This window comes from Herbaspirillum sp. GW822-FHT03A08 (assembly GCF_058801885.1).
In genome coordinates, this window is the sequence record NZ_JBXANR010000003.1 from 458,283 (window position 1) to 478,228 (window position 19,946).

Annotated in this window: 18 protein-coding genes and 2 tRNA genes; 15 read left to right on the forward strand and 5 right to left on the reverse strand. The window is 57.6% G+C overall.

Features of this window, described 5'->3' with window-relative positions; all coding sequences use genetic code 11:
• Nucleotides 1-9: 9 nt before the first annotated feature.
• The 10 genes from AC1RN6_RS11265 (at nucleotide 10) to pnuC (ending at nucleotide 11,248) form a co-directional block, all read left to right on the forward strand.
• The gene (locus tag AC1RN6_RS11265; protein WP_493005328.1) at nucleotides 10-627 is read left to right on the forward strand and encodes a hypothetical protein; all 618 of its coding nucleotides are present in this window, start codon (nucleotides 10-12) and stop codon (nucleotides 625-627) included.
• Nucleotides 628-696: 69 nt separating this feature from the next.
• The gene (gene argE, locus AC1RN6_RS11270) at nucleotides 697-1,869 is read left to right on the forward strand and encodes an acetylornithine deacetylase (protein ID WP_493005329.1); all 1,173 of its coding nucleotides are present in this window, start codon (nucleotides 697-699) and stop codon (nucleotides 1,867-1,869) included.
• 84 nt (nucleotides 1,870-1,953) lie between these two features.
• On the forward strand, nucleotides 1,954-2,760 hold the full coding sequence (locus AC1RN6_RS11275) for a TatD family hydrolase (RefSeq protein WP_493005331.1): 807 nt from the start codon (nucleotides 1,954-1,956) through the stop codon (nucleotides 2,758-2,760).
• 3 nt (nucleotides 2,761-2,763) lie between these two features.
• Nucleotides 2,764-5,253, forward strand: a complete 2,490-nt coding sequence (locus AC1RN6_RS11280; RefSeq protein WP_493005332.1) for a DNA internalization-related competence protein ComEC/Rec2 — start codon at nucleotides 2,764-2,766, stop codon at nucleotides 5,251-5,253.
• An 86-nt stretch (nucleotides 5,254-5,339) separates the two neighbouring features.
• Nucleotides 5,340-6,143 carry an alpha/beta fold hydrolase gene (locus tag AC1RN6_RS11285; protein WP_493005333.1) on the forward strand — a complete coding sequence of 268 codons (804 nt, stop codon included), beginning with the start codon at nucleotides 5,340-5,342 and terminating at the stop codon, nucleotides 6,141-6,143.
• Between the two features lie 115 nt (nucleotides 6,144-6,258).
• Nucleotides 6,259-7,929: a CTP synthase gene (gene pyrG, locus AC1RN6_RS11290; protein ID WP_493005334.1), complete on the forward strand. Its 1,671-nt coding sequence runs from the start codon at nucleotides 6,259-6,261 to the stop codon at nucleotides 7,927-7,929.
• On the forward strand, nucleotides 7,926-8,780 hold the full coding sequence (kdsA, locus tag AC1RN6_RS11295; protein WP_007879117.1) for a 3-deoxy-8-phosphooctulonate synthase: 855 nt from the start codon (nucleotides 7,926-7,928) through the stop codon (nucleotides 8,778-8,780). Before pyrG ends, kdsA begins: the two co-directional genes overlap by 4 nt.
• Nucleotides 8,781-8,881: 101 nt before the next feature.
• A complete protein-coding gene (gene eno, locus AC1RN6_RS11300) occupies nucleotides 8,882-10,165 on the forward strand; it encodes a phosphopyruvate hydratase (RefSeq protein WP_007879116.1) in 1,284 nt (427 codons plus the stop codon).
• A 52-nt stretch (nucleotides 10,166-10,217) separates the two neighbouring features.
• Complete coding sequence (gene ftsB / locus AC1RN6_RS11305; RefSeq protein WP_493005335.1) at nucleotides 10,218-10,628, forward strand: cell division protein FtsB; 411 nt, start codon at nucleotides 10,218-10,220, stop codon at nucleotides 10,626-10,628.
• 14 nt (nucleotides 10,629-10,642) lie between these two features.
• Nucleotides 10,643-11,248, forward strand: coding sequence for a nicotinamide riboside transporter PnuC (gene pnuC / locus AC1RN6_RS11310; RefSeq protein ID WP_493005336.1), 606 nt, complete (start codon nucleotides 10,643-10,645; stop codon nucleotides 11,246-11,248).
• A 28-nt stretch (nucleotides 11,249-11,276) separates the two neighbouring features.
• Here pnuC and AC1RN6_RS11315 read toward each other — a convergent pair whose 3' ends face one another.
• From AC1RN6_RS11315 to AC1RN6_RS11325, 3 genes are all read right to left on the reverse strand, one after another.
• Nucleotides 11,277-12,842, reverse strand: a complete 1,566-nt coding sequence (locus tag AC1RN6_RS11315; protein ID WP_493005338.1) for a GGDEF domain-containing protein — start codon at nucleotides 12,840-12,842, stop codon at nucleotides 11,277-11,279.
• Between the two features lie 205 nt (nucleotides 12,843-13,047).
• Nucleotides 13,048-13,701 (reverse strand): response regulator, encoded by a 654-nt coding sequence (locus AC1RN6_RS11320; protein ID WP_493005339.1) that lies wholly within the window; start codon nucleotides 13,699-13,701, stop codon nucleotides 13,048-13,050.
• 39 nt (nucleotides 13,702-13,740) lie between these two features.
• Nucleotides 13,741-14,433 (reverse strand): sensor histidine kinase, encoded by a 693-nt coding sequence (locus tag AC1RN6_RS11325; protein WP_493005340.1) that lies wholly within the window; start codon nucleotides 14,431-14,433, stop codon nucleotides 13,741-13,743.
• 175 nt (nucleotides 14,434-14,608) lie between these two features.
• Between AC1RN6_RS11325 and AC1RN6_RS11330 the strand changes: the two genes are divergently transcribed.
• The 5 genes from AC1RN6_RS11330 (at nucleotide 14,609) to AC1RN6_RS11350 (ending at nucleotide 17,413) form a co-directional block, all read left to right on the forward strand.
• Nucleotides 14,609-14,685, forward strand: a tRNA-Arg gene (locus AC1RN6_RS11330).
• Between the two features lie 312 nt (nucleotides 14,686-14,997).
• Nucleotides 14,998-16,344 (forward strand): hypothetical protein, encoded by a 1,347-nt coding sequence (locus AC1RN6_RS11335; protein ID WP_493005342.1) that lies wholly within the window; start codon nucleotides 14,998-15,000, stop codon nucleotides 16,342-16,344.
• 159 nt (nucleotides 16,345-16,503) lie between these two features.
• Entirely contained in the window at nucleotides 16,504-16,932 is a 429-nt protein-coding gene (locus AC1RN6_RS11340; protein WP_493005343.1) for a CopD family protein, read from the forward strand.
• A 70-nt stretch (nucleotides 16,933-17,002) separates the two neighbouring features.
• Nucleotides 17,003-17,079, forward strand: a tRNA-Arg gene (locus AC1RN6_RS11345).
• A 103-nt stretch (nucleotides 17,080-17,182) separates the two neighbouring features.
• The gene (locus AC1RN6_RS11350) at nucleotides 17,183-17,413 is read left to right on the forward strand and encodes a hypothetical protein (RefSeq protein WP_493005345.1); all 231 of its coding nucleotides are present in this window, start codon (nucleotides 17,183-17,185) and stop codon (nucleotides 17,411-17,413) included.
• Between the two features lie 24 nt (nucleotides 17,414-17,437).
• Here the strand turns inward: AC1RN6_RS11350 and AC1RN6_RS11355 are convergent, their stop codons facing one another.
• Both AC1RN6_RS11355 and AC1RN6_RS11360 read right to left on the reverse strand, forming a co-directional pair.
• Nucleotides 17,438-19,012, reverse strand: coding sequence for a methyl-accepting chemotaxis protein (locus AC1RN6_RS11355; RefSeq protein WP_493005347.1), 1,575 nt, complete (start codon nucleotides 19,010-19,012; stop codon nucleotides 17,438-17,440).
• A 331-nt stretch (nucleotides 19,013-19,343) separates the two neighbouring features.
• Nucleotides 19,344-19,766 carry a hypothetical protein gene (locus AC1RN6_RS11360; protein WP_493005348.1) on the reverse strand — a complete coding sequence of 141 codons (423 nt, stop codon included), beginning with the start codon at nucleotides 19,764-19,766 and terminating at the stop codon, nucleotides 19,344-19,346.
• Nucleotides 19,767-19,946: the final 180 nt, after the last annotated feature.

The following is a 19,946-nucleotide window of genomic DNA, read 5'->3' on the forward strand; positions in this document are numbered from 1 at the left end:
GGGAAGGCAGTGAATAAGAAAAATATCGGGGGAATGCTGGTCGCGAGCATGCTGTTGCTGAGTTCTCTGGCGCAGGCAAAAGAGACATTGCGGGTACAGGTACCGGCTGTGTTCGACGAACAGATGCCGATAGAGCCTAGCGTCAAGGAACAGTGTGCGGTCGACAGAATTCTGGGAAATCACGTCTTTCAGAAAGTCGCCGACAAGTACCCAGGCGCCTTGCAGGTGTCGGATCCGGCCAAGATGGAAAAGGGCAAGGTCCTGAAGTTGACCGTCTTGAGTGTGCAAGGCATCGGTGGCGGCGGGTGGACCGGTGCCAAAGCGGTCACGGTGCGCGCCGATCTGGTACAGGATGGAGAAGTCGTGCAGACCGTGGTCAAGCGAGAGCATTCGCGGGGAGGCGTCTTGGGCGGCATGCGCGGCACATGCTCGATTCTCGAAATCGTGGCAGAGTCACTGGGTCGCCAGGTCGCGACCTGGCTTGTGAAGCTGGACGGTACTGGTCCGATCGGGCAGCCGACGTCGGCAGCACAAATCGATCAAAGCGTGCAAACTAAGCAAATAACTGAGGCAGCGGACGAGGCAAAACCGAAGTCGGAAGCAAAGCCTGAAGCGAAGCCGGAATAATTCACGCCGCGAGGTTGAGTCACGCGGTGTTTTACCTATTTAACCCTTTATTGAAGTACTGAGATCATCATGAATACACGTCAATGGCTCGAAAAGCTGGTCGCCTTCGACACCACCAGCCGCAATTCCAATCTGGAACTGATCACCACCGTGCGCGACAGTCTGCAAGCGCAAGGAATCACACCCTGGTTTGCACATAACAAGGAGCGTACCAAGGCCAATCTGTTCGCCACGCTGCCGGCCACGCAAGGTCCGGAAGCCGGTAATACACAAGGCGGCATCGTGTTGTCGGGACACACCGACGTGGTGCCGGTCGACGGTCAGAACTGGGACAGCGATCCGTTCAAGCTGACCGAGCGTGATGGTCTGCTGTACGGTCGCGGCAGCTGCGACATGAAGGGCTATATCGCCGCTTCGCTGGCGCTGGTGCCGGAGTTCCTCGCGATGCCGCGCACCAAGCCGCTGCATCTGGCGTTTTCCTATGACGAAGAAATCGGCTGTGCGGGTGCGCCGTCGATGCTGGCGGAGTTGCAGGAGCGCGGCATCCATCCTGAAGGCTGCGTCGTCGGCGAGCCGACCAATATGCAAGTAGTGGTCGCGCACAAGGGCATCAATGTTTTCTCTTGCAGCGTACACGGCAAGTCGGCGCATTCGTCGCTGACGCCGCAGGGCTGCAATGCCATCGAATACGCGGCGCGCCTGATCTGCGCCATTCGCGATTTCGCCGATGCCTACAAGGTCAACGGTCCGTACGACACGCTGTATGACGTGCCGTTTTCGACCATGACGACCAACCAGATCCGTGGCGGCATCGCGATCAACACGATTCCGAATCTGTGCGAATTTACCTATGAGTTCCGCAATCTGCCGGGCATGTCGCCGGACAAGATTCAGGAACAGATCACGCATTATGTGCACGATCATCTGCTGCCGAAGATGCAAGCGGAATATCCGGAAGCCAAGATCGACATCGGCGTCATTGCCGGCAGCCCGGCGCTGGAAACAGCGGAGCAGGAAGCCATTACCTCGCTGGTGCGCGCCCTGACGCAGGACAACGAGAAGCGCAAGGTGGCCTATGCAACCGAAGCCGGCTTGTTCCAGCGCATCGGTATCCCGACTATCGTATGCGGCCCCGGCGACATCATCCAGGCACACAAGCCGAACGAGTTCGTTGCGATTGCTCAGCTCGAACGTTGCGAAGAGTTTCTGCGCAAGCTGGGACGTTCGATGCAGGCTGCCTGAGCGCGTTCTGAGCATGATATAAGGGACGTCGGACCCATTCGGGTCTGTCGTCATTGATCGTTCCTGAGCGCGGCTGTCATACCTATGTGGATCGATACGCACTGCCATCTTGATGCCGGGGAATTTGCCGGCGAAGAACTTGCTGTCGCCGACGAGGCGGCCGGGCAGGGCGTCGGCATGATCGTGGTGCCGGCGGTGGCCACGTTCAATTTTCAGGCGGTGGCGCATCTGGCGGCGCAGCGCAGCAATTGCGTCTACGCACTCGGGATTCATCCTCTGTACGTTCCCAAGGCGGAAGAGAGCGATCTGGACGCTTTGCGCCAGGCGATCGAAACGGCGCTGGAAGACAAGCGCTTCGTCGCCATCGGCGAGATCGGCCTCGACTTTTTCGTCCCAGAATTGAAAGAAGGCGTTCTGCGCGACAAGCAAGAACACTTCTACAGCGAGCAGCTCAAGCTGGCGCGCGAATACTCTTTGCCGGTGCTGCTGCATGTCCGGCGCTCGCAAGACATTATCCTCAAATACCTGCGCCGCATCACGGTGCCCGGCGGTATCGCCCACGCTTTCAACGGTAGCCACCAGCAGGCGCAGACTTTCATCGAGCTGGGCTTCAAGCTGGGATTCGGCGGTGCGATGACTTTCCCGCGCTCGCTGCAGATTCGCCGTCTGGCTGCCGAAATGCCGTTGGAAGCGATCGTACTGGAAACCGATGCGCCCGATATTTCCCCTGCCTGGCTGCATCCTGCGCGCAATACGCCGGACCAGATTCCGCGTATCGGCAAGGTGTTGGCTGAATTGCGCGGGATGAGCGCCGAGGAAGTCGCATTGGCGACGGCCGCCAATGCGCTTGCGGCGATGCCGCGTCTGGCCGCGGTCTCTGAGGTTTCTTAAGCGATGCGCAGCGCCATTCTTGGTTTTGCCGCAGGAATAGCCTTGCTGCAAATGCAGGCCGAGCTGCTGGCTTTCCAGTGGCATATGGGCTTGCTGGCGATGGCTACGGTATTACTGCTGATGGCCTGGCGGCTGAGGAGGACCGGCTTCGGTATGGTGTTGCGGATTGCTGTCTTCAATATCGCCGGAATTTGCATCGGCTTCGCCTGGGGCGGCTTGTACGCCCAGTACTATCTGGATCAGGAGTTGCCGCCGGCGTGGGAGGGGCAGGATGTCACAGTAGTCGGCACCGTCGATAGCTTGCCGTACCGTTTCGACCGTGGCGTGCGCTTTAACTTCCTGGTCGAAACGATTGCCCCGCAAGTCAACGGGATACCGCCGGTTCCTTCCCATCTGTCGCTGTCCTGGTATGCGGCAGGACCCTTTGAGAAAAAAGACGCGATCTCGCCGGCTGCCGTTCCCTGGATACAGCCGGGTGAGCGCTGGCAATTCACCATCCGATTAAAGCGTCCGCACGGCACGGCCAATCCCAATGGATTCGACTATGAAGTCTGGCTGCTGGAACAGGGAATACGCGCGACCGGCACAGTCCGTCCGGATGCTCAACTGGCTTATAAAAATCAGCGCCTGCAAGCGTTCGTCCAGACGCCGGGGAACATCGTCCAATATTGCCGCGGCTGGCTGCGCGATCGCATTCTGGCGGCTTTGCCCAAGCAGAAATATGCCAGCGTGATCGTTGCGTTGGTCATCGGCGATCAGCGGGCCATTGACCAGTCCGACTGGGAGATTTTCAATCGCACCGGCATCGGCCATCTGGTGGCGATTTCGGGGTTGCACATTACGATGATTGCCGGGTTGTTCGCGTCATTCTTCAGTTTCTTGTGGCGTCGTTCTTTCTTCACCAGAGCGCAGCTGCCCTTGATCTTGCCCGCGCCCAAGGTCGCCGTGCTGGCGGGTCTGGCAGCTGCCCTGATTTATGTCTTGCTGGCAGGTTTCGGCGTTCCTGCACAGCGCACGCTGTACATGCTGGCAGTCGTCGGCGTGGCGTTCTGGATGGGGCGGCTGACGCATATTTCGTATGTGATGTGCCTTGCGCTGGGCGTGGTGCTGCTGGCCGATCCCTGGGCTTTGCTGTGGCCGGGTTTCTGGCTGTCGTTCGGTGCGGTGGCTATCATTCTGTTTGCTTCGTCGGGGCGTGTCGGCAGCGATGCGGCTACCGAGCCGGTCGTGATGACTGCCGTCGAACGTCACCGTAAACCGTCGCGCGCGGTCATGCTGTGGCGGGCGATACGCGCCGGCGCTTACACCCAATATGTCGTGACGCTGGGCTTGCTGCCGCTGACTTTGCTGTTGTTTGGACAGTATTCGCTGGTGAGTCCGCTGGCCAATGCAATTGCGATTCCCCTGATTACGCTGGTGGTGGCGCCATTGTCGCTGCTCGGCAGTATTTTGCCGCCGCCCTTGTCTGACTGGGTATTGTGGTCGGCACACGCCATGGTCGAGTGGCTGGTCGGTGTGCTGAGCTGGATGAGCAGTCAGCCGTTTGCGGTCTGGCAAACGCCGCTGCCGGCGATGTGGATGTTCTTGCTGGCGCTGGCAGGAACCTTCTTGTTGCTGGCGCCGCGCGGCTGGCCGGCGCGCTGGCTAGGTTTGTTCGGCTGGTTGCCGTTGTTGTTGAATACGCCGGCCTGGCCGGAAGAGGGCAAGATGCAGGTCACCGCCTTCGACGTCGGACAGGGGATGGCGCTGCTGGTGGAAACGGCGGAGCACCGCCTGCTTTACGACACCGGCCCGGCTTATTCGCCGGAATCCGACGGCGGCAACCGCGTTATTGTTCCGTATCTCAAATCGCGCGGCATCAACCATCTGGACGTGATGGTGATTTCGCATAGCGACAGCGACCACTCCGGTGGCGCGTTGTCAGTGTTGAAAGACATTGCGGTCGACCGTGTGTATTCGTCCTTGCCGCTTGCCAGCCCCATTGTGCAGGCAGCGCCCGATCATCGGCGCTGTCTGGCAGGGCAGCACTGGCGCTGGGACGGGGCGGAGTTCAGCATGTTGTACCCGGTACAATCCATCTACGATAGCGATAAATGGAAGCCGAACGCACACAGTTGCGTGCTGAAAGTGGCTTTGGGCAAGAATTCCATCCTGCTGCCCGGCGATATCGAGGCGATACAGGAGGACGAGCTCGTCAACAGTCCTGCGGTCGCCAATCTGCGCGCCACCGTTTTGCTGGCGCCGCATCACGGCAGCGGCACATCGTCGACGGAGGCCTTCCTGCGCGCGGTCAATCCGGAGGTGGCGCTGTTCCAGGTCGGCTATCGCAACCGCTTCAATCATCCCAAGCCGGAAGTTTTTGAGCGCTACGCCAAGATGGGCATTCGCCGCATGCGCAACGATGAATCCGGCGCGGTTACCGTTTCTTTCGACAAGGGTGTCAGCGTGGCGGAATATCGGCGGGAGCATGCCAGGTACTGGTACGGGCGTTAAACGTTCCAGCGCGTGCTATTTTGGCCGCGGTACGGGAAGATACTCTAGAATTCCAGCATGAATACTAGTATCCGCTCAGCCCACACATGAACAAACCGATCTTGCATTTTGCCCACGCCAACAGCTATCCGGCGGGAACTTACGGCATGTTTTTCGACCAGTTGCGCGAGCACTATGATGTGCGCGCCTTGCCGATGCATGCCCATAATCCCAAATATCCGGTCGACGACGGCTGGCGCAAGCTGGGCAAGGAACTGGGTGAGGAGCTGGCGCAGCGCTATAACGAACCGGTGATCCTGGTCGGCCACTCCATGGGCGGGATCCTGAGTCTGCTGGCGGGGCGAAAGCGGCCGGATCTGGTGCGCTGCGTGGTGTTGCTGGACTCGCCTATCGTCGCGGGGTGGCGCGCTTCTGCGCTGCATCTGTTCAAACTGTTCAAGATCGAGAGCAAACGCTCGCCGGCGGTGGCGTCCATCAAGCGCCGCAACGCCTGGCCGGATATGGAAGCGGCCTATCAGCACTATGCCGCCAAGGCGATGTTCGCCGCCTGGCCGGAGCGCGTGTTGCGCGACTACGTCACTGCCGGTGTGGAGCCGGAACCATCCGGCGGCGTCAAGCTGCGCTTCACCCGTGAGACCGAGACTGCTGTCTATCGGACAATTCCGCATCACCTCGGCGCATTGACGCGCCGTCAATATCCGGTGCCGGTCGGCTTTGTTGGCGGCACCGAGTCGGTGGAGTGCCGCCTGGCCGGACTGGCGGCTACCAAAAGGCTGGTGGGGTCGCATTTCAGGCAGATTCCGGGCGGCCATCTGTTTCCCATGGAGTCTCCCGATGCCGCAGCGGGAGCCACCCATGAAATGATTCAGGCCTTGCTTTCCGGGAAATAAAATTACGGGTTTTCCGGCGGGAAATCTGGCGGCTCCTGAAAACAGGGGGATCAAAAGCGGGCGGTTTGGGGTATAATTTGAATTTCCCGCACGTGCCGTTCGGCACTTCTTTGTAATGACCAAGTTTGTATTTGTCACTGGCGGCGTCGTGTCTTCCCTGGGTAAGGGAATTGCCGCCGCGTCTCTCGCCGCGATCCTCGAATCGCGCGGCCTCCGAGTCACCCTTCTTAAGCTCGATCCCTACATCAACGTTGATCCGGGAACGATGAGCCCATTCCAGCACGGCGAAGTCTTCGTTACCGACGACGGCGCCGAAACCGATCTGGATCTCGGCCACTACGAGCGTTTCATCACCGCCAAGATGAAGAAGGTGAACAATTTCACCACCGGCCAGATTTATGAGTCCGTGATCCGCAAGGAACGCCGTGGCGAGTATCTGGGCAAGACCGTTCAGGTCATCCCGCATATCACCAACGAAATCCAGGATTTCATCCATCGCGGCGCCGAAGGTTTCGACGTGGCGCTGGTGGAAATCGGCGGCACCGTCGGCGATATCGAATCCCTGCCGTTCCTCGAAGCCGCGCGTCAGCTGAGCCTGCGCGCCGGCCGTAACGCTGCCGCTTTCGTGCATCTGACGCTGGTGCCTTACCTGGCTTCGGCCGGCGAGCTCAAGACCAAGCCGACCCAGCACAGCGTGCAAAAGCTGCGTGAAATCGGTATTTCGCCGGACGCCTTGCTGTGCCGCGCGGACCGCCGCATTCCCGACGACGAGCGCGACAAGATTTCGCTGTTCTCCAACGTGGTCGCCGACGCAGTGATTTCGGTGTGGGATGCAGATAGCATCTATAAGATTCCGCAGATGTTGCACGACCAGGGATTGGATAACATCATCTGCGAAAAATTGGCGTTGTCGCCGCAGCCGGCAGATCTGTCGGTCTGGGACAAGCTGATCCACGCACAAGAGAATCCGTCGCACGAAGTCACCATCGGCATGGTCGGCAAATACGTCGATCTGACCGAGTCGTACAAGTCGCTGACTGAAGCATTGCGCCACGCCGGCATCCATACCGGCAGCCGTGTCAATATCGAGTACCTGGATTCGGAAGAAATCGAAACCGCCGGTACCGCAGGACTGGCCAAGTACGACGCGATTCTGGTGCCGGGCGGCTTCGGCAAGCGCGGCGTGGAAGGCAAGATCGCCGCAGCGAAATTCGCGCGTGAAAACAAGGTGCCTTACCTGGGCATCTGCCTCGGCATGCAAGTGGCGTTGCTGGAATATGCGCGCAACAAGGCCGGCCTGACCAAGGCCAACTCCACCGAGTTCGATCCGGAAACGGAACAGCCGGTTGTGGCCCTGATTGACGAGTGGCAAAACCACGACGGCAAGGTTGAAAAGCGCGATGCCAATTCGGATCTGGGCGGCACCATGCGTCTGGGCGCGCAAACCTGTGACGTCAAGCCGGGTACGCTGGCGGCAGAGATTTACGGCAACAAGGTAACGGAGCGTCATCGCCACCGTTACGAAGCGAACAATTTCTACCTGCCGCGCGTTGAAGACGCCGGCCTGGTGGTGTCGGCGCGGACGCCGAGCGAAGATCTGTGCGAGATCATGGAATTGCCACGCACCGGCGGCGACAATGCGCACCCTTGGTATCTGGGCGTGCAATATCACCCGGAGTTCAAGTCGACTCCGCGCGATGGCCATCCGTTGTTCATTTCGTACATCAAGGCTGCGCTGGCGCACCATGACGCGACTGCAGCCAATGTCGCAAAAGGAAAAGCATGAAACTGTGCGGTTTTGACATCGGCCTCGATCAGCCATTCTTCCTGATCGCCGGCACCTGCGTGATCGAATCGGAACAAATGGCGCTGGATACAGCCGGCACCTTGAAAGAGATCACGACGGAACTGGGTATCCCGTTCATCTACAAGTCGTCCTTCGACAAGGCCAACCGTTCGTCCGGTACTTCGTTCCGCGGCCTCGGCATGGAAAAGGGTCTGGAGATCCTGGCCAAGGTCAAGAAGCAGATCGGCGTGCCGGTGTTGACCGACATCCATGAGATCGACGAAATCAAGCCGGTTTCGGAAGTCGTCGACGTGCTGCAGACACCGGCCTTTTTGTGCCGCCAGACTGACTTCATCCGCGCCTGCGCGCAGTCGGGTCGTCCGGTCAACATCAAGAAGGGCCAGTTCCTGGCGCCGCACGACATGGTCAACGTGATCGCCAAGGCGCGCGCAGCGGCCAAGGAAGCCGGCCTGCCGGAAGACAATTTCATGGCATGCGAACGCGGCGTGTCGTTTGGTTATAACAACCTGGTTTCGGACATGCGCAGCCTTGCGATCATGCGCGAAACCGGCGCACCGGTGGTGTTCGATGCGACCCACTCGGTGCAGTTGCCGGGCGGGCAGGGCACGTCCTCCGGCGGCCAGCGCGAATTTGTACCCGTACTCGCCCGCGCGGCGATTGCGGCAGGTATTGCCGGCGTGTTTATGGAAACACATCCGAACCCGGCCGAGGCCAAATCCGATGGCCCCAACGCTGTTCCACTGGCTCGTATCAAGGAGCTGCTGGGCACGATGATCGAACTGGATCGCATCGTGAAGAAGTCGGTTTTCCTGGAAAACGATTTTTCCTGAAGCTGAACGGGCGGCGTGTCTTACCGGTAGCCGGTGAGGCGCAAAGCCCGGACTTCTCTCTATAAAAATTTGCTAAAACCTTGCTTGATGGAGATGTTTGAATGAGTGCAATCGTTGATATTATCGGTCGTGAAATAATCGACTCGCGCGGCAATCCTACTGTCGAATGCGACGTCCTGCTGGAATCCGGCGTGTTGGGCCGTGCGGCCGTTCCGTCCGGCGCCTCGACCGGTTCGCGCGAAGCGATCGAACTGCGTGACGGCGACAAGAGCCGTTACTTCGGCAAAGGCGTGCTGCAAGCCTGCGAAAATATCAACACCGAGATCTCCGAAGCCATCATGGGCCTGGACGCCAACGAGCAGGCGTTCCTGGATCGCACCCTGATCGACCTCGACGGCACCGAAAACAAGGCGCGCCTGGGCGCCAACGCCACGCTGGCGGTGTCTATGGCTGTCGCCAAGGCTGCTGCTGAAGAAGCCGGCCTGCCCCTGTATCGCTATTTCGGCGGCAGCGGTTCGATGCAAATGCCGGTACCGATGATGAACGTCATCAACGGCGGCGCGCACGCAGACAACAATCTCGATCTGCAAGAATTCATGATCATTCCGGTCGGCGCACCGAGCTTCCGCGAAGCGATTCGCTACGGCGCTGAAGTGTTCCACACCCTGAAGAAGATCCTGCACGCCAAGGGCCTGGCGACTTCGGTCGGCGACGAAGGCGGCTTTGCGCCTAACGTGGCCAGCCACGAAGCAGCCATCCAGCTGATCCTGCAAGCGATCGAAGAAGCCGGCTACGAGCCGGGCACGCAGATCGCCCTGGGCCTGGACTGCGCTGCCAGCGAGTACTACAAGGACGGCAACTACCATCTGGCTGGCGAAAACATGGTGCTGACACCGGCGCAAAAGACCGGCCTGCTTGCATCGTGGTGCGACAAGTACCCGATCATCAGCATCGAAGACGGCATGGCTGAAAACGACTGGGCCGGCTGGAAGCTGCTGACCGAAACACTGGGCAAGAAGGTCCAGCTGGTCGGCGACGATCTGTTCGTCACCAACACCAAGATCCTGAAAGAAGGCATCGACAAGAACATCGCCAACTCGATCCTGATCAAGATCAACCAGATCGGTACGTTGACCGAGACTTTCGCTGCCATCGAAATGGCCAAGCGTGCCGGCTACACCGCCGTGATCTCGCACCGTTCGGGCGAAACCGAAGACTCGACCATCGCCGACATCGCCGTCGGCACCAACGCGCTGCAAATCAAGACCGGTTCGATGTCGCGTTCGGACCGTATGGCCAAGTACAACCAGTTGCTGCGTATCGAGGAAGACCTCGGCGATATCGCCAGCTATCCTGGCCGCTCGGCTTTCTACAATCTGAAGTAAGCAAGATGTCCGGCAGCATTCGCCTGCCGGACAATCACCCGGCATTCTTCCGATGCGCCTGATCATCCTCTGCCTCACAGCACTTCTTGTGCTGATCCAATATCCGCTTTGGTTGGGCAAAGGCGGATGGTTGCGGGTATGGGACCTGGACAAACAAGTCCAGCAGGCGCAAAAGAAGAATGACGAACTCAAGGCCCGCAACGCCAAGCTCGAATCCGAAGTGGAAGACCTGAAGCAGGGTACCGGTTCGGTGGAAGAGCGCGCGCGTTACGAGCTGGGCATGATCAAGCAGAATGAGGTGTTCATTCAGGTGCTGGACGGTAACCCTGCCGGCGCCAGAACGCCTCCCGCTTCGCCTGTTGCTTCCGCTCCCTCTGCTACCGTCGCATCAGGTTCGGTCGGTACCGCAAAACCGGCATCGTCGTCCTCTTCCGCTGTATCTTCCTCGTCGTCCTCCCGCTAGGACTGACAGTCTACATGTCGCTCAACGATAGTCTGCCGTTGCTCGGCTTCGTCACGACGCCGCTGGAGCTCATTTCATTTTTGCTGGCGATCATTACCGTCGCCCTCAACATTCGCCAGAACCATTGGGCCTGGCTGTTTTCGATCTTGTCCTCGGCGTTGTACGGCGTTGTTTTCGTCAACTCGCGCCTGTATGGCGACGCCGGCTTGCAATGCGTGTTTGTCGCGGTATCGGTGTGGGGCTGGTATCAATGGCTGCGCGGCGGCAACGAGCATCAGCCCTTGCAGGTGTCAGGCCTGGATAAGCGCAGCGTGTTGTGGTCTGCGCTGGCGTGGTTGGCGGGATTCGTCGTCTTGTCTGCTTTCCTGCATCGTTTTACCGATACGGACGTGCCGCACATGGACGGTTTCCTTACTGCGGGCAGTCTGGTCGGACAATTTCTGCTGTCGCGCAAGAAGATCGAGAACTGGCTGGTGTGGATCGCTGTTGACGTGCTTTACGTCGGCCTGTATCTCTACAAGCATCTGACGCTGACGGCGGTGCTATACGGCTTGTTCGTGCTGCTGGCGGTTGCCGGCTGGCGTGCGTGGCGCCAGCCTCAGATGGTGCAATCCGCTTAAACGTTTCCGATGGTCGTAACCGACTGAATCAGTCGGCGAGAATCACACGATTCTTGCCTGCGTTCTTTGCCTTGTAAAGCGCCACGTCCGCACGCTTGATCAGGTCGGCCTGTCCTTCGCCCGGGGCGCGATACGCGATACCGGCACTGAAAGTGATCAGCAGGCGTTGTGTGTTGTGCATGAAGATGCGCTTGGTCAGTTCACGCTGCACACGTGTGATGATCTGCATGGCTTCGGTCGGTTCTGTCTCCGGCAACAACACCAAAAACTCTTCACCACCGAAACGCGCAATCACGTCCAGCTTGCGCAGCGTTTCCTTGACCACATTGACCAGATGCACCAGCACTTCGTCACCGGTGGCGTGGCCATGGGTGTCGTTGATACGCTTGAAATCGTCAAGGTCGAGCAGGGCGATGCACAGCGGCGTATTACGGCGCTCGGCGTTGATGACTTCCCGCTCCAGCGATTCATCCATGCCGCGGCGATTCAGGCTGCCGGTCAGTTGGTCTTCGCGCACCAGTTCACCCATGTGCACCAGCTGCGACTCCAGCGCCTGGATGCGCGCTTCGGCCTTTTGCATTTCCTGACGCGCGTTGATCATCTCGTCGCGCGAGCGCAGGGCTTCGTCCTGCGCTTCCTTGGTGGCGTTCATGATGCCGGTCAGCACTGAGTTCAGATCGCTGATATCGGATGCCTGGCTGATCTGCTGCGAAAAGCCGGTAATCGTCTTGTGATAGTTGTCGGTTGTCGACACCATCGCGCTCAGGCGGTCGACGAAGGTCAGCATCAGATTCTTGGCCGTGACCTTTTCTTCGGACAGCGTGTTCTTCAGCAAGCCTTGCTTGTAGATGACTTCCTTGAGCGTCTTGGTGGCGTCGGCCAGCGACGTTTTGCTGATCGGGCCGGTAATCAGTTCCTGGACGGCGGTGATCTGGCTGCTCAGCCACGAACCTTTTTCCAGCAGTCCGTGGATGTTTTCCAGCAGCAGCTGGAACAGGCGCATCAGCAGTTCCTGCTGCTGGGCGATGTCTTCGCTTTTCAGCTCGATCTGGAAGCTCATCTGCTTGATGCGGCCGATGACGTCGTTCATGGCCTGTTCAGAGAAGGCTGTTTTCAGATCGTTGCCGAGGGTCTTGGCTTCGAGCACCAGATCGGGGGCATCCTGCAGCAAGGACGCCAGGTTGAAAATCAGCAGGCGCGCCAATACTTCGCGCAGCATCTTTTCTTTCTTGCTGTCGCGGATGAACTGGCGTTCCATATCGATGGGGACCAGTTCGCCGTGAGGCACCAGATTGCGCGAAGGAAAGTACTGTTCGACAAAGTGGTCCAATTCATCACCGTACTCTTTCCAGTCGCTGCTATCGATGGATGTGGAGAGGCGCTGTCCCAGCTTGCCGATATCACCGGGTTGCTGCGTCAGATGGACGGCGAAGGCGGCGAGCACCGTTTCGGGCTTGACGCCGGTATTGGTGCCGGCGATTTCTTCGTAGGCTTCGCGGTAAGCTTCAGGGGTGGGAGCAACGCGCCGCGTAGCAAGCTGCTGGAACGCTTCACGCGCGATATCGACGGGACTTTGAGCTGGCTTTTTGGACATGCCTGATGTGCGGCTTCTTATTCAAACGGATTGAGAATAGGGCTGCCGGAGCTCTGTCGCCATATCCTCCATCTTGTCATTCTTTACATCCGTCAAGAACGAGAGATGGTGCAGGATAGGGCAGGGTTTGAGGCTGCGGCCAGACGTCTTCCTTTAACGCATTTTACCGTCAGGTGGTGTACTCAGGGCGGGGCTTTATCCGCTTTTATTCAACTAAGTTGTTTTTCAATGCGTAGTGCGTCAACTCTGCGTTGTGGCGCAGTTTCATCTTTGCCAGCACGCGGGAGCGGTACATGCTGATGGTTTTGACTGACAGCAATAATTCCGAGGCAATATCGCTTACGGTTTTGCCCGAGGCGATCATGACCATCGTCTGATATTCACGGTCCGACAAGGTTTCATGCAGCGGTGTTTCGTGGTCGAATCCGATCTGGTTGGCGAGTTCCTGTGCCAGCGACGGACTGATGTATTTGCGGCCGGCAGCCGCCTGGCGGATGGCATTGATCAGATCGGCCGGCGCTGCCTGCTTGCTCAGAAACCCTGCCGCACCTGCCTTCAGCGCGCGGATTGCGTACTGGTCTTCGCGGTGGATCGACAGAATCAGTACCGGCAGCTTCGGCATTTCTTTCTTGATTTGCTTGAGCACATCAATGCCGGTGCGGTCCGGCAGCACGATGTCGAGCAGCAGCACGTCGCAGTTGCCCAGGCGGCAGAGCTTGATGGTTTCCAGACCGTTTTCGGCGCTGCCGACGACGACGATGTCTTTGGTGCTGCTGCAGATTTGTTTGAGGCCTTCTCGTACGATCGCATGATCGTCGGCGATGGCGACTTTAATGGCAGCACTGTTTTTTTTCGTCATGGGCTTAAGAAGCGTCTCTCGTCGGACTGAATGTGAGCGCTATTTTATAAGGTTAGCGGCCGATAGGACAGGAAGCGTTACACGGAGTTTTAAGCCGCCTTGCCCGGCAGGCAGCAGCGTCAGTGAGGCGCCGATGGCGGCGGCGCGATGCTGCATGCCGCGGATGCCGGATGATTCAGCCTTTGTTGCTGCGTCCGTGCCGTTTGCGAAGCCGACACCGTCATCGGCGATTTCCATGACGACCAATCCGGGCGTATGGAACAGACCGATGTCAACCTTGCTGGCGCCTGCGTGACGGCTGGCGTTGTGCAAGGCTTCGCGGGCGATGCGATAAAGGCTGATCAGTTGAAACGAATCGAGCAGCGTTTCGGGCAAGTCCTCTTCGGTGAGCATGCGATACGGAACGCCGGTTTGTCTGGAATATGTTCTGGCAAGCCACTCCAGCGCAGCACACAAGCCAAGATCCAGCACGGCAGGGCGCAAGTCGTCGATGATGTCGTGCATGGCGGCAATGGCGTCATCGATGAGTTGGTCGGCGAATTGCCGCTGTTCTTGTGCAGACGCTTCGCGCGACGCTGCGTCTTGTCCGAGCTGCGCCACCGCCATTTTGAGGGCAGTAAGGCGGCTGCCCAGTTCGTCGTGTAAATCCCTGGCGATACGTTCGCGCTCGGCTTCTTTGATGCGTTCCCCGGTGGAATCGGTCTGGCGCCCGGGTACGGTACTGTCGCTCATATCGGCAAGTTCCACGGTGGCGATGAATCAAGGTGAAATCATAAGATAGATAGGCCAGGGCAGGGCCTCAAGGGCCGTCTAAATGCCGAAAAGTTAATTACACGGGCCATTTTCGGAAGTTTTTGGGTGCGCCTCTTCCTTTTTGGTCTAAAGTGGTGCTATAATTTCATTTTTCGCGGCTGTAGCTCAGCTGGATAGAGTACTTGGCTACGAACCAAGGGGTCGTGGGTTCGATTCCTGCCAGCCGCACCAGATATAAAGGGTCCATCGCAAGATGGGCCCTTTTTTCTTTTCTACTCCCCCTAAAGCAAGTCATCACCTGTTCACAGTACTTTCGGGTAGGCTGGCGCTCGCCAAATAGATCGGAGAATCTTCGTCTTTCAAAGCTCTCGGTGTTATGGCTCTGACATTGCGAGACATGGTTTTAATTTTTATTCTTGACCCGGCTTTACTTTTGTTGCGCGATTTCCACCCCGGAATATCAAAGAAGATAGCCCAAATCATTCGCATAAAAAAATTGTTGATGTGGTTGGTAACACCGCCGTCACTTACAAGGGGAATGTCATGTCTATTTCAAAATGGCTTGTCGCCATCTATCTGTTTTTCATTTCGCTATCCAGTTTTGCGGAGGCCACTTGCAATGTCATTTCTCAAGATGTTCTGAAGACCTCGATCACTGCATGCGATAAAACGAAATGGAATGCCTGCATCCTCCAGATTCTGACGTGCGAATCCGGTAGGGCTCAGTCTCTGGCTTCTTCCATGGATATCAAAGCTCTTTTTTCAAATGCAAACAACAGCAGCTATAAGGAAGACGTTAACTATCTCAGGTTTATCGATGTCGAAAACGAGGATGGCATTTTCCGCGTCGGTGTCGGCTACGGCATCATTGCCAAGCAAAGTGCCGCCAAATTGGATGCCTCTGGTTCGGTGAACGGCATCGGCATAGAAGCCAAACCATCGGGGAGTGACACCGAAATTCGTCTGGATGTATTTGGAATTCACAGCGACAGCACCACTGAAATTTATCAGACGATGCCGTCAAGTATTGATGTTGACGACAAAGCGATTCGCAAAATTGTAGATAGCTTCGGTAAGGCGGTGAAAAAGCAAGTGGGATTGATTGGTGACGGGAGTGGCGATACCTCGAAGATGACCTTGTGTCCACAGGTAGTGAAAATCGTTGAAGATAAGAAGCCGGACAACGATCCTGACCACGACTTGAAGAAATCGATTGCTTTGCAGGCGCAAATAACTGCGAGTTCTCCCGACGCGACCAGTTCAATTGGTTGTAACAACAAATATCCGAATGCCACTTTACTTTTTCGAAATACCGACAGCGCGCTTGGCGGGGCGATAAGTGTGCCGGCTACCGCGACAGGAAAGGCAAATGGCGATGATAGACTGGTTACTCAGAGCTATCGTCGATATCGTTATATCCTGATTGGCCAAGCAGTCGCGATCGAAGGATCTGGCGCGGCGCTCTATCTTCGCGCAAGCGGGCTGGATGCGTCTGTAGACTCATTGATGAGTGCGCTATTTTCCATCAAGTATTCAAGGAAGGGGACCGGCGTTCAGTTTGACTATTTTGGCGGCGGCAATCCGGCATTTTTGATGGCGGATGTGATTGCCTCCGAGGCAATCGGCACTGCGACTTATTTTACCGACATGAGCGATCGCTTCAAGCAAGTGATGGCAAACATCAATGACGGAAAAGGTGTTCCATCCAAGATCGCCATTGGTGCGCCAGCCAATGCGCAAGCCGGAGCAGAGCCTGCAAAAACTACTGCGCTGATCGGGAAGCCGTCAGGTATAGAAGGAGCGCTTTCCGAGATTGTTGCGCCAAAATCACCATCCGGGCAACGTGCGCCTCTTGCTGCACCAAAAGCATCGCAACTACGTCTGTACTAATATTTTTCTCGTCTTGGCCGCGTGTTGCTTTGCTCAGTGGCATCGACACAGAGCTGCAACCGCAAAATCTTGGGTATGAAGATCTTGCAGCTTCAGGTAGCTCAGCGGATGCTGCCGCGGATGTGACTGCTGAGTTTCTTAGAAACAGGACTTTTCCGAATGATGTACTCGTGGATCAAAGCATTTCACATCGCATCCGTCATGACCTGGATCGGCGGCATGCTGATCATGGCGCTGGCGCTGAACATCACGCAGCGTTCCGCGCTCGACCGCTCGCGGGTGGAAATGCGTCTGCTGCAAGCCATCCGTCAATGGGATCGGCGCGTCACGTCGCCCGCAATGGGCCTGGCCTGGATGCTCGGTGTGGCACTGGTGTATTTCGGGCAATGGCATGCGGCCGGATGGCTGGTCGTAAAGCTGGTGATCGTGCTGATGTTGTCGGCATTGCACGGCATGCAGTCAGGCTATATACGCCGACTTGCCGACACGCCCGATCTGGAGGCTTCGGCGCTGTTGAAGCACTCAGGATCGCTGACCATTATTGGTGTGGCGGCGATTGCGTGCATGGTCGTGCTCAAGCCGTTTTAATGGCATGATGAGGGACGGATGAAAAAACACTTGCAGCAATCGAAAATCCCTATATAATCTCGCCTCTTACGCGGCTGTAGCTCAGCTGGATAGAGTACTTGGCTACGAACCAAGGGGTCGTGGGTTCGATTCCTGCCAGCCGCACCAAAACATGAAGGGTCCGTCGAAAGACGGGCCCTTTTGTTTTTTATCGTCGCATTTATGTGTAGTGCACGCGCCCGTACGCGGAATGCAATCAGTGGAGAATCACATGACTTCAGAACACAAACTGCCTTACAAGGGGCACGCCATCTTCCCGCAAGTCGTACTCCTGGAAAACGGCCAATACGCAGCTTGTTTCACCATCAAGGCCGGCTATGACGGCAGCGGTGAAGTTCGCTATGTGCGCGAATTGCCGACCACCGAGTTTTCGAACGAAGACGACGCGACTGCCTACATCCTCGACTTTTCCGCAGACTGGATCGATCAGAACATGATCTGATCGAGTGCCGGCGCGATTCTCTCTTCAGGCCAGCAGGACCATGTCCCGCGATGAAGACACTTTGAAAGTGTTGACCACCTTCACCAGCGAACCCGCCTGATCCAGCAGCGATTGCGCGGCGGCGGTTGCTTCTTCCACCAGCGCTGCATTGTGCTGCGTGACGTCGTCCATTTGCATGATGGCCTGATTGACCTGTTCAATGCCGGTGCTTTGCTCGGCGCTGGCGTTGCTGATGTCGGCGACGAACTGACTCAGAGTCTGAATGCTTTCCACCACCTGGCCGATGGTTGAGCCGGCTTCTTCCACCAGTGTCCGGCCGGACACGATCTTGCCGACCGAGTCGTCAATCAATCCCTTGATTTCTTTTGCTGCACTCGCCGAGCGTTGGGCGAGGGCGCGCACTTCAGTGGCAACGACGGCAAAGCCGCGGCCTTGTTCGCCGGCGCGCGCAGCTTCCACTGCTGCATTGAGTGCCAGGATGTTGGTCTGGAAGGCGATGCCGTTGATCACTGAAATGATGTCCACGATTTTGCGCGAGGATTCATTGATCGTCGCCATCGTTCCTACCATCTGATTCACCGCGTTGCCGCCGGCGATAGCGACTTGCGACGCGGATGCCGCCAGCTGATTAGCATGCTGGGCGTTTTCCGCATTCTTCTTCACCACCGAAGTAAGCTGCTGCATGACGGATGCCGTTTCCTGCAAAGATCCTGCCTGCCGTTCCGTGCGCGAAGACAGGTTGAGATTGCCGACTGAAATTTCCTTCGACGCCGTGCCGATGGTTTCCGCCGATTGCTTGATGTGATCGACCGAGTGCGCAAGGTTGGCCTGCATGGTCTTCATCGCATGCATCAGGCTGAAGTCGTCATTGGCGCCAAGCGGAATATGTTCGGTGAGATCGCCGGCAGCAATGCGGTCGGCGACGTGTACCGCATGAGCCGGTTCTCCACCCAGTTGCCGGAGCAGGCTGCGTGTCAGCAGCATTGCGGCAAGCAATCCGCACAACAGCGCTACACCGGTCAGCGTCAGCAAGATCAGGCGGCTGGAGCGATAGGTCGCATCAATGCCGACAGCGACGTCGTTGATGCCTTGTCTTTGCAGGCGCAGCAGTTTGTCGATGGAAGCCTGATAGCGTGTCGCGCTGGGAAGGTAATCCTTCTCGAAAGCGTTCTTCGCCTGAAACAATTTTCCTTCGGCGCGCAACGCCAGGATATTGCTGCCGGCAGCCTGATAAGCTTTGCGGCCGGCATCGATATCTGCGAACAGCTTTTGCTCTTCAGGGGTGCGTAGCAGGCCTTGTACTTTGCTTTGCAACTCGCCGGCGCGTTTGGCAGAGTCGCTGACGGCCGCTTCGAAATACGTGGCCAGGCTGAGATCGGTGCTGCGTGCAATGGCTGTCGTGCGTGTGATGGACGTGGAAATGTTCGAATACCAGTCGCTGATCAGGCGCTCCTTTGCCAGCGGCATTTGCATCATCGCGTTGGTGGCGTCGGCGACTGATTGCAAGCGCCAGATTCCCATCGCAGCGACAATCACCATCAATACAAGCACCACACCAAAGCCTGCGGCAAGGCGTGTCCCGACTTTCCAGTTTTTCATGCGTCTCTCGTTCCCATTTTTCGTTCTTGTGCCTGCCTGCTGCGACGAATCGCTCGCGCGTCGGCGTTGCGGCTATTGGACTGGAGGCGATGCTAGCACCGGCAAACGATCCCGAATAATGAAAAAAAACTGAAAGCCAATATCAAAACCGGCGAAATAATTTCCACTTTGCCAATATTGAATGTGTGTTGTCGGAAGAAAGGAACGGGCAAAAGAGCCTCGTACAGAAGAGGCTCTTTTTCTCAGGCATCAATCCATGGCTTGATGCCGTGCGAGCGCGGCTGGTCGCTGTTATGAAAATCGTTCGGAAGAGGTCGCAGCGTCGAAATGATCAGCGGCCGCTGCCGGCACCGCCACCCGCACCGCCGGCGTTGCCGCCCGACGCCGATCCTGCGCCTCCACCGGTGCCTGCGCCTCCACCGGTGCCGCTTGCACCGCTAGCGCCGCCGCCAGCGGAACCGCCGCTGGTCATGCCGCCATTGGAACCGTTCGGTGTCGTGGTGCCATTTATGCTGCCGTTGGTCTGGCCGGAGCGCTGGCTGTTGTTGTTCGATTTCGATTTCGATTTGCTGTTGCTGCCTGATTGATTCACAGAGCCGGAACTGTTTGTGCCTGTTGAATTGCTGCTGCCGGTAGCGCTGCTGGTACCGGACGAACCATTGTTCATTCCGCTGCCGGACTGGCTTGATGTTTGCGCATAGGCGGCCGTACTGAATGCGGCGACGGCGATGACGGCGATCAATTTATGTTTCATTGTCTGCTCCTTGAAGTAGGGTCGGCAGCCAGGCGGGCGACGTCTTCAAATCCTATGCTTTCGTTGTCGACATGGCAGTCGGAGGTCGCCGTGATATGGCGTCGGACAGCGTGACTAACACGTGTCGGCAGAGTGATGCGTTCAGGTAGGGAAGCGGGAAGAAGCGGGGGCGAAGCTGGA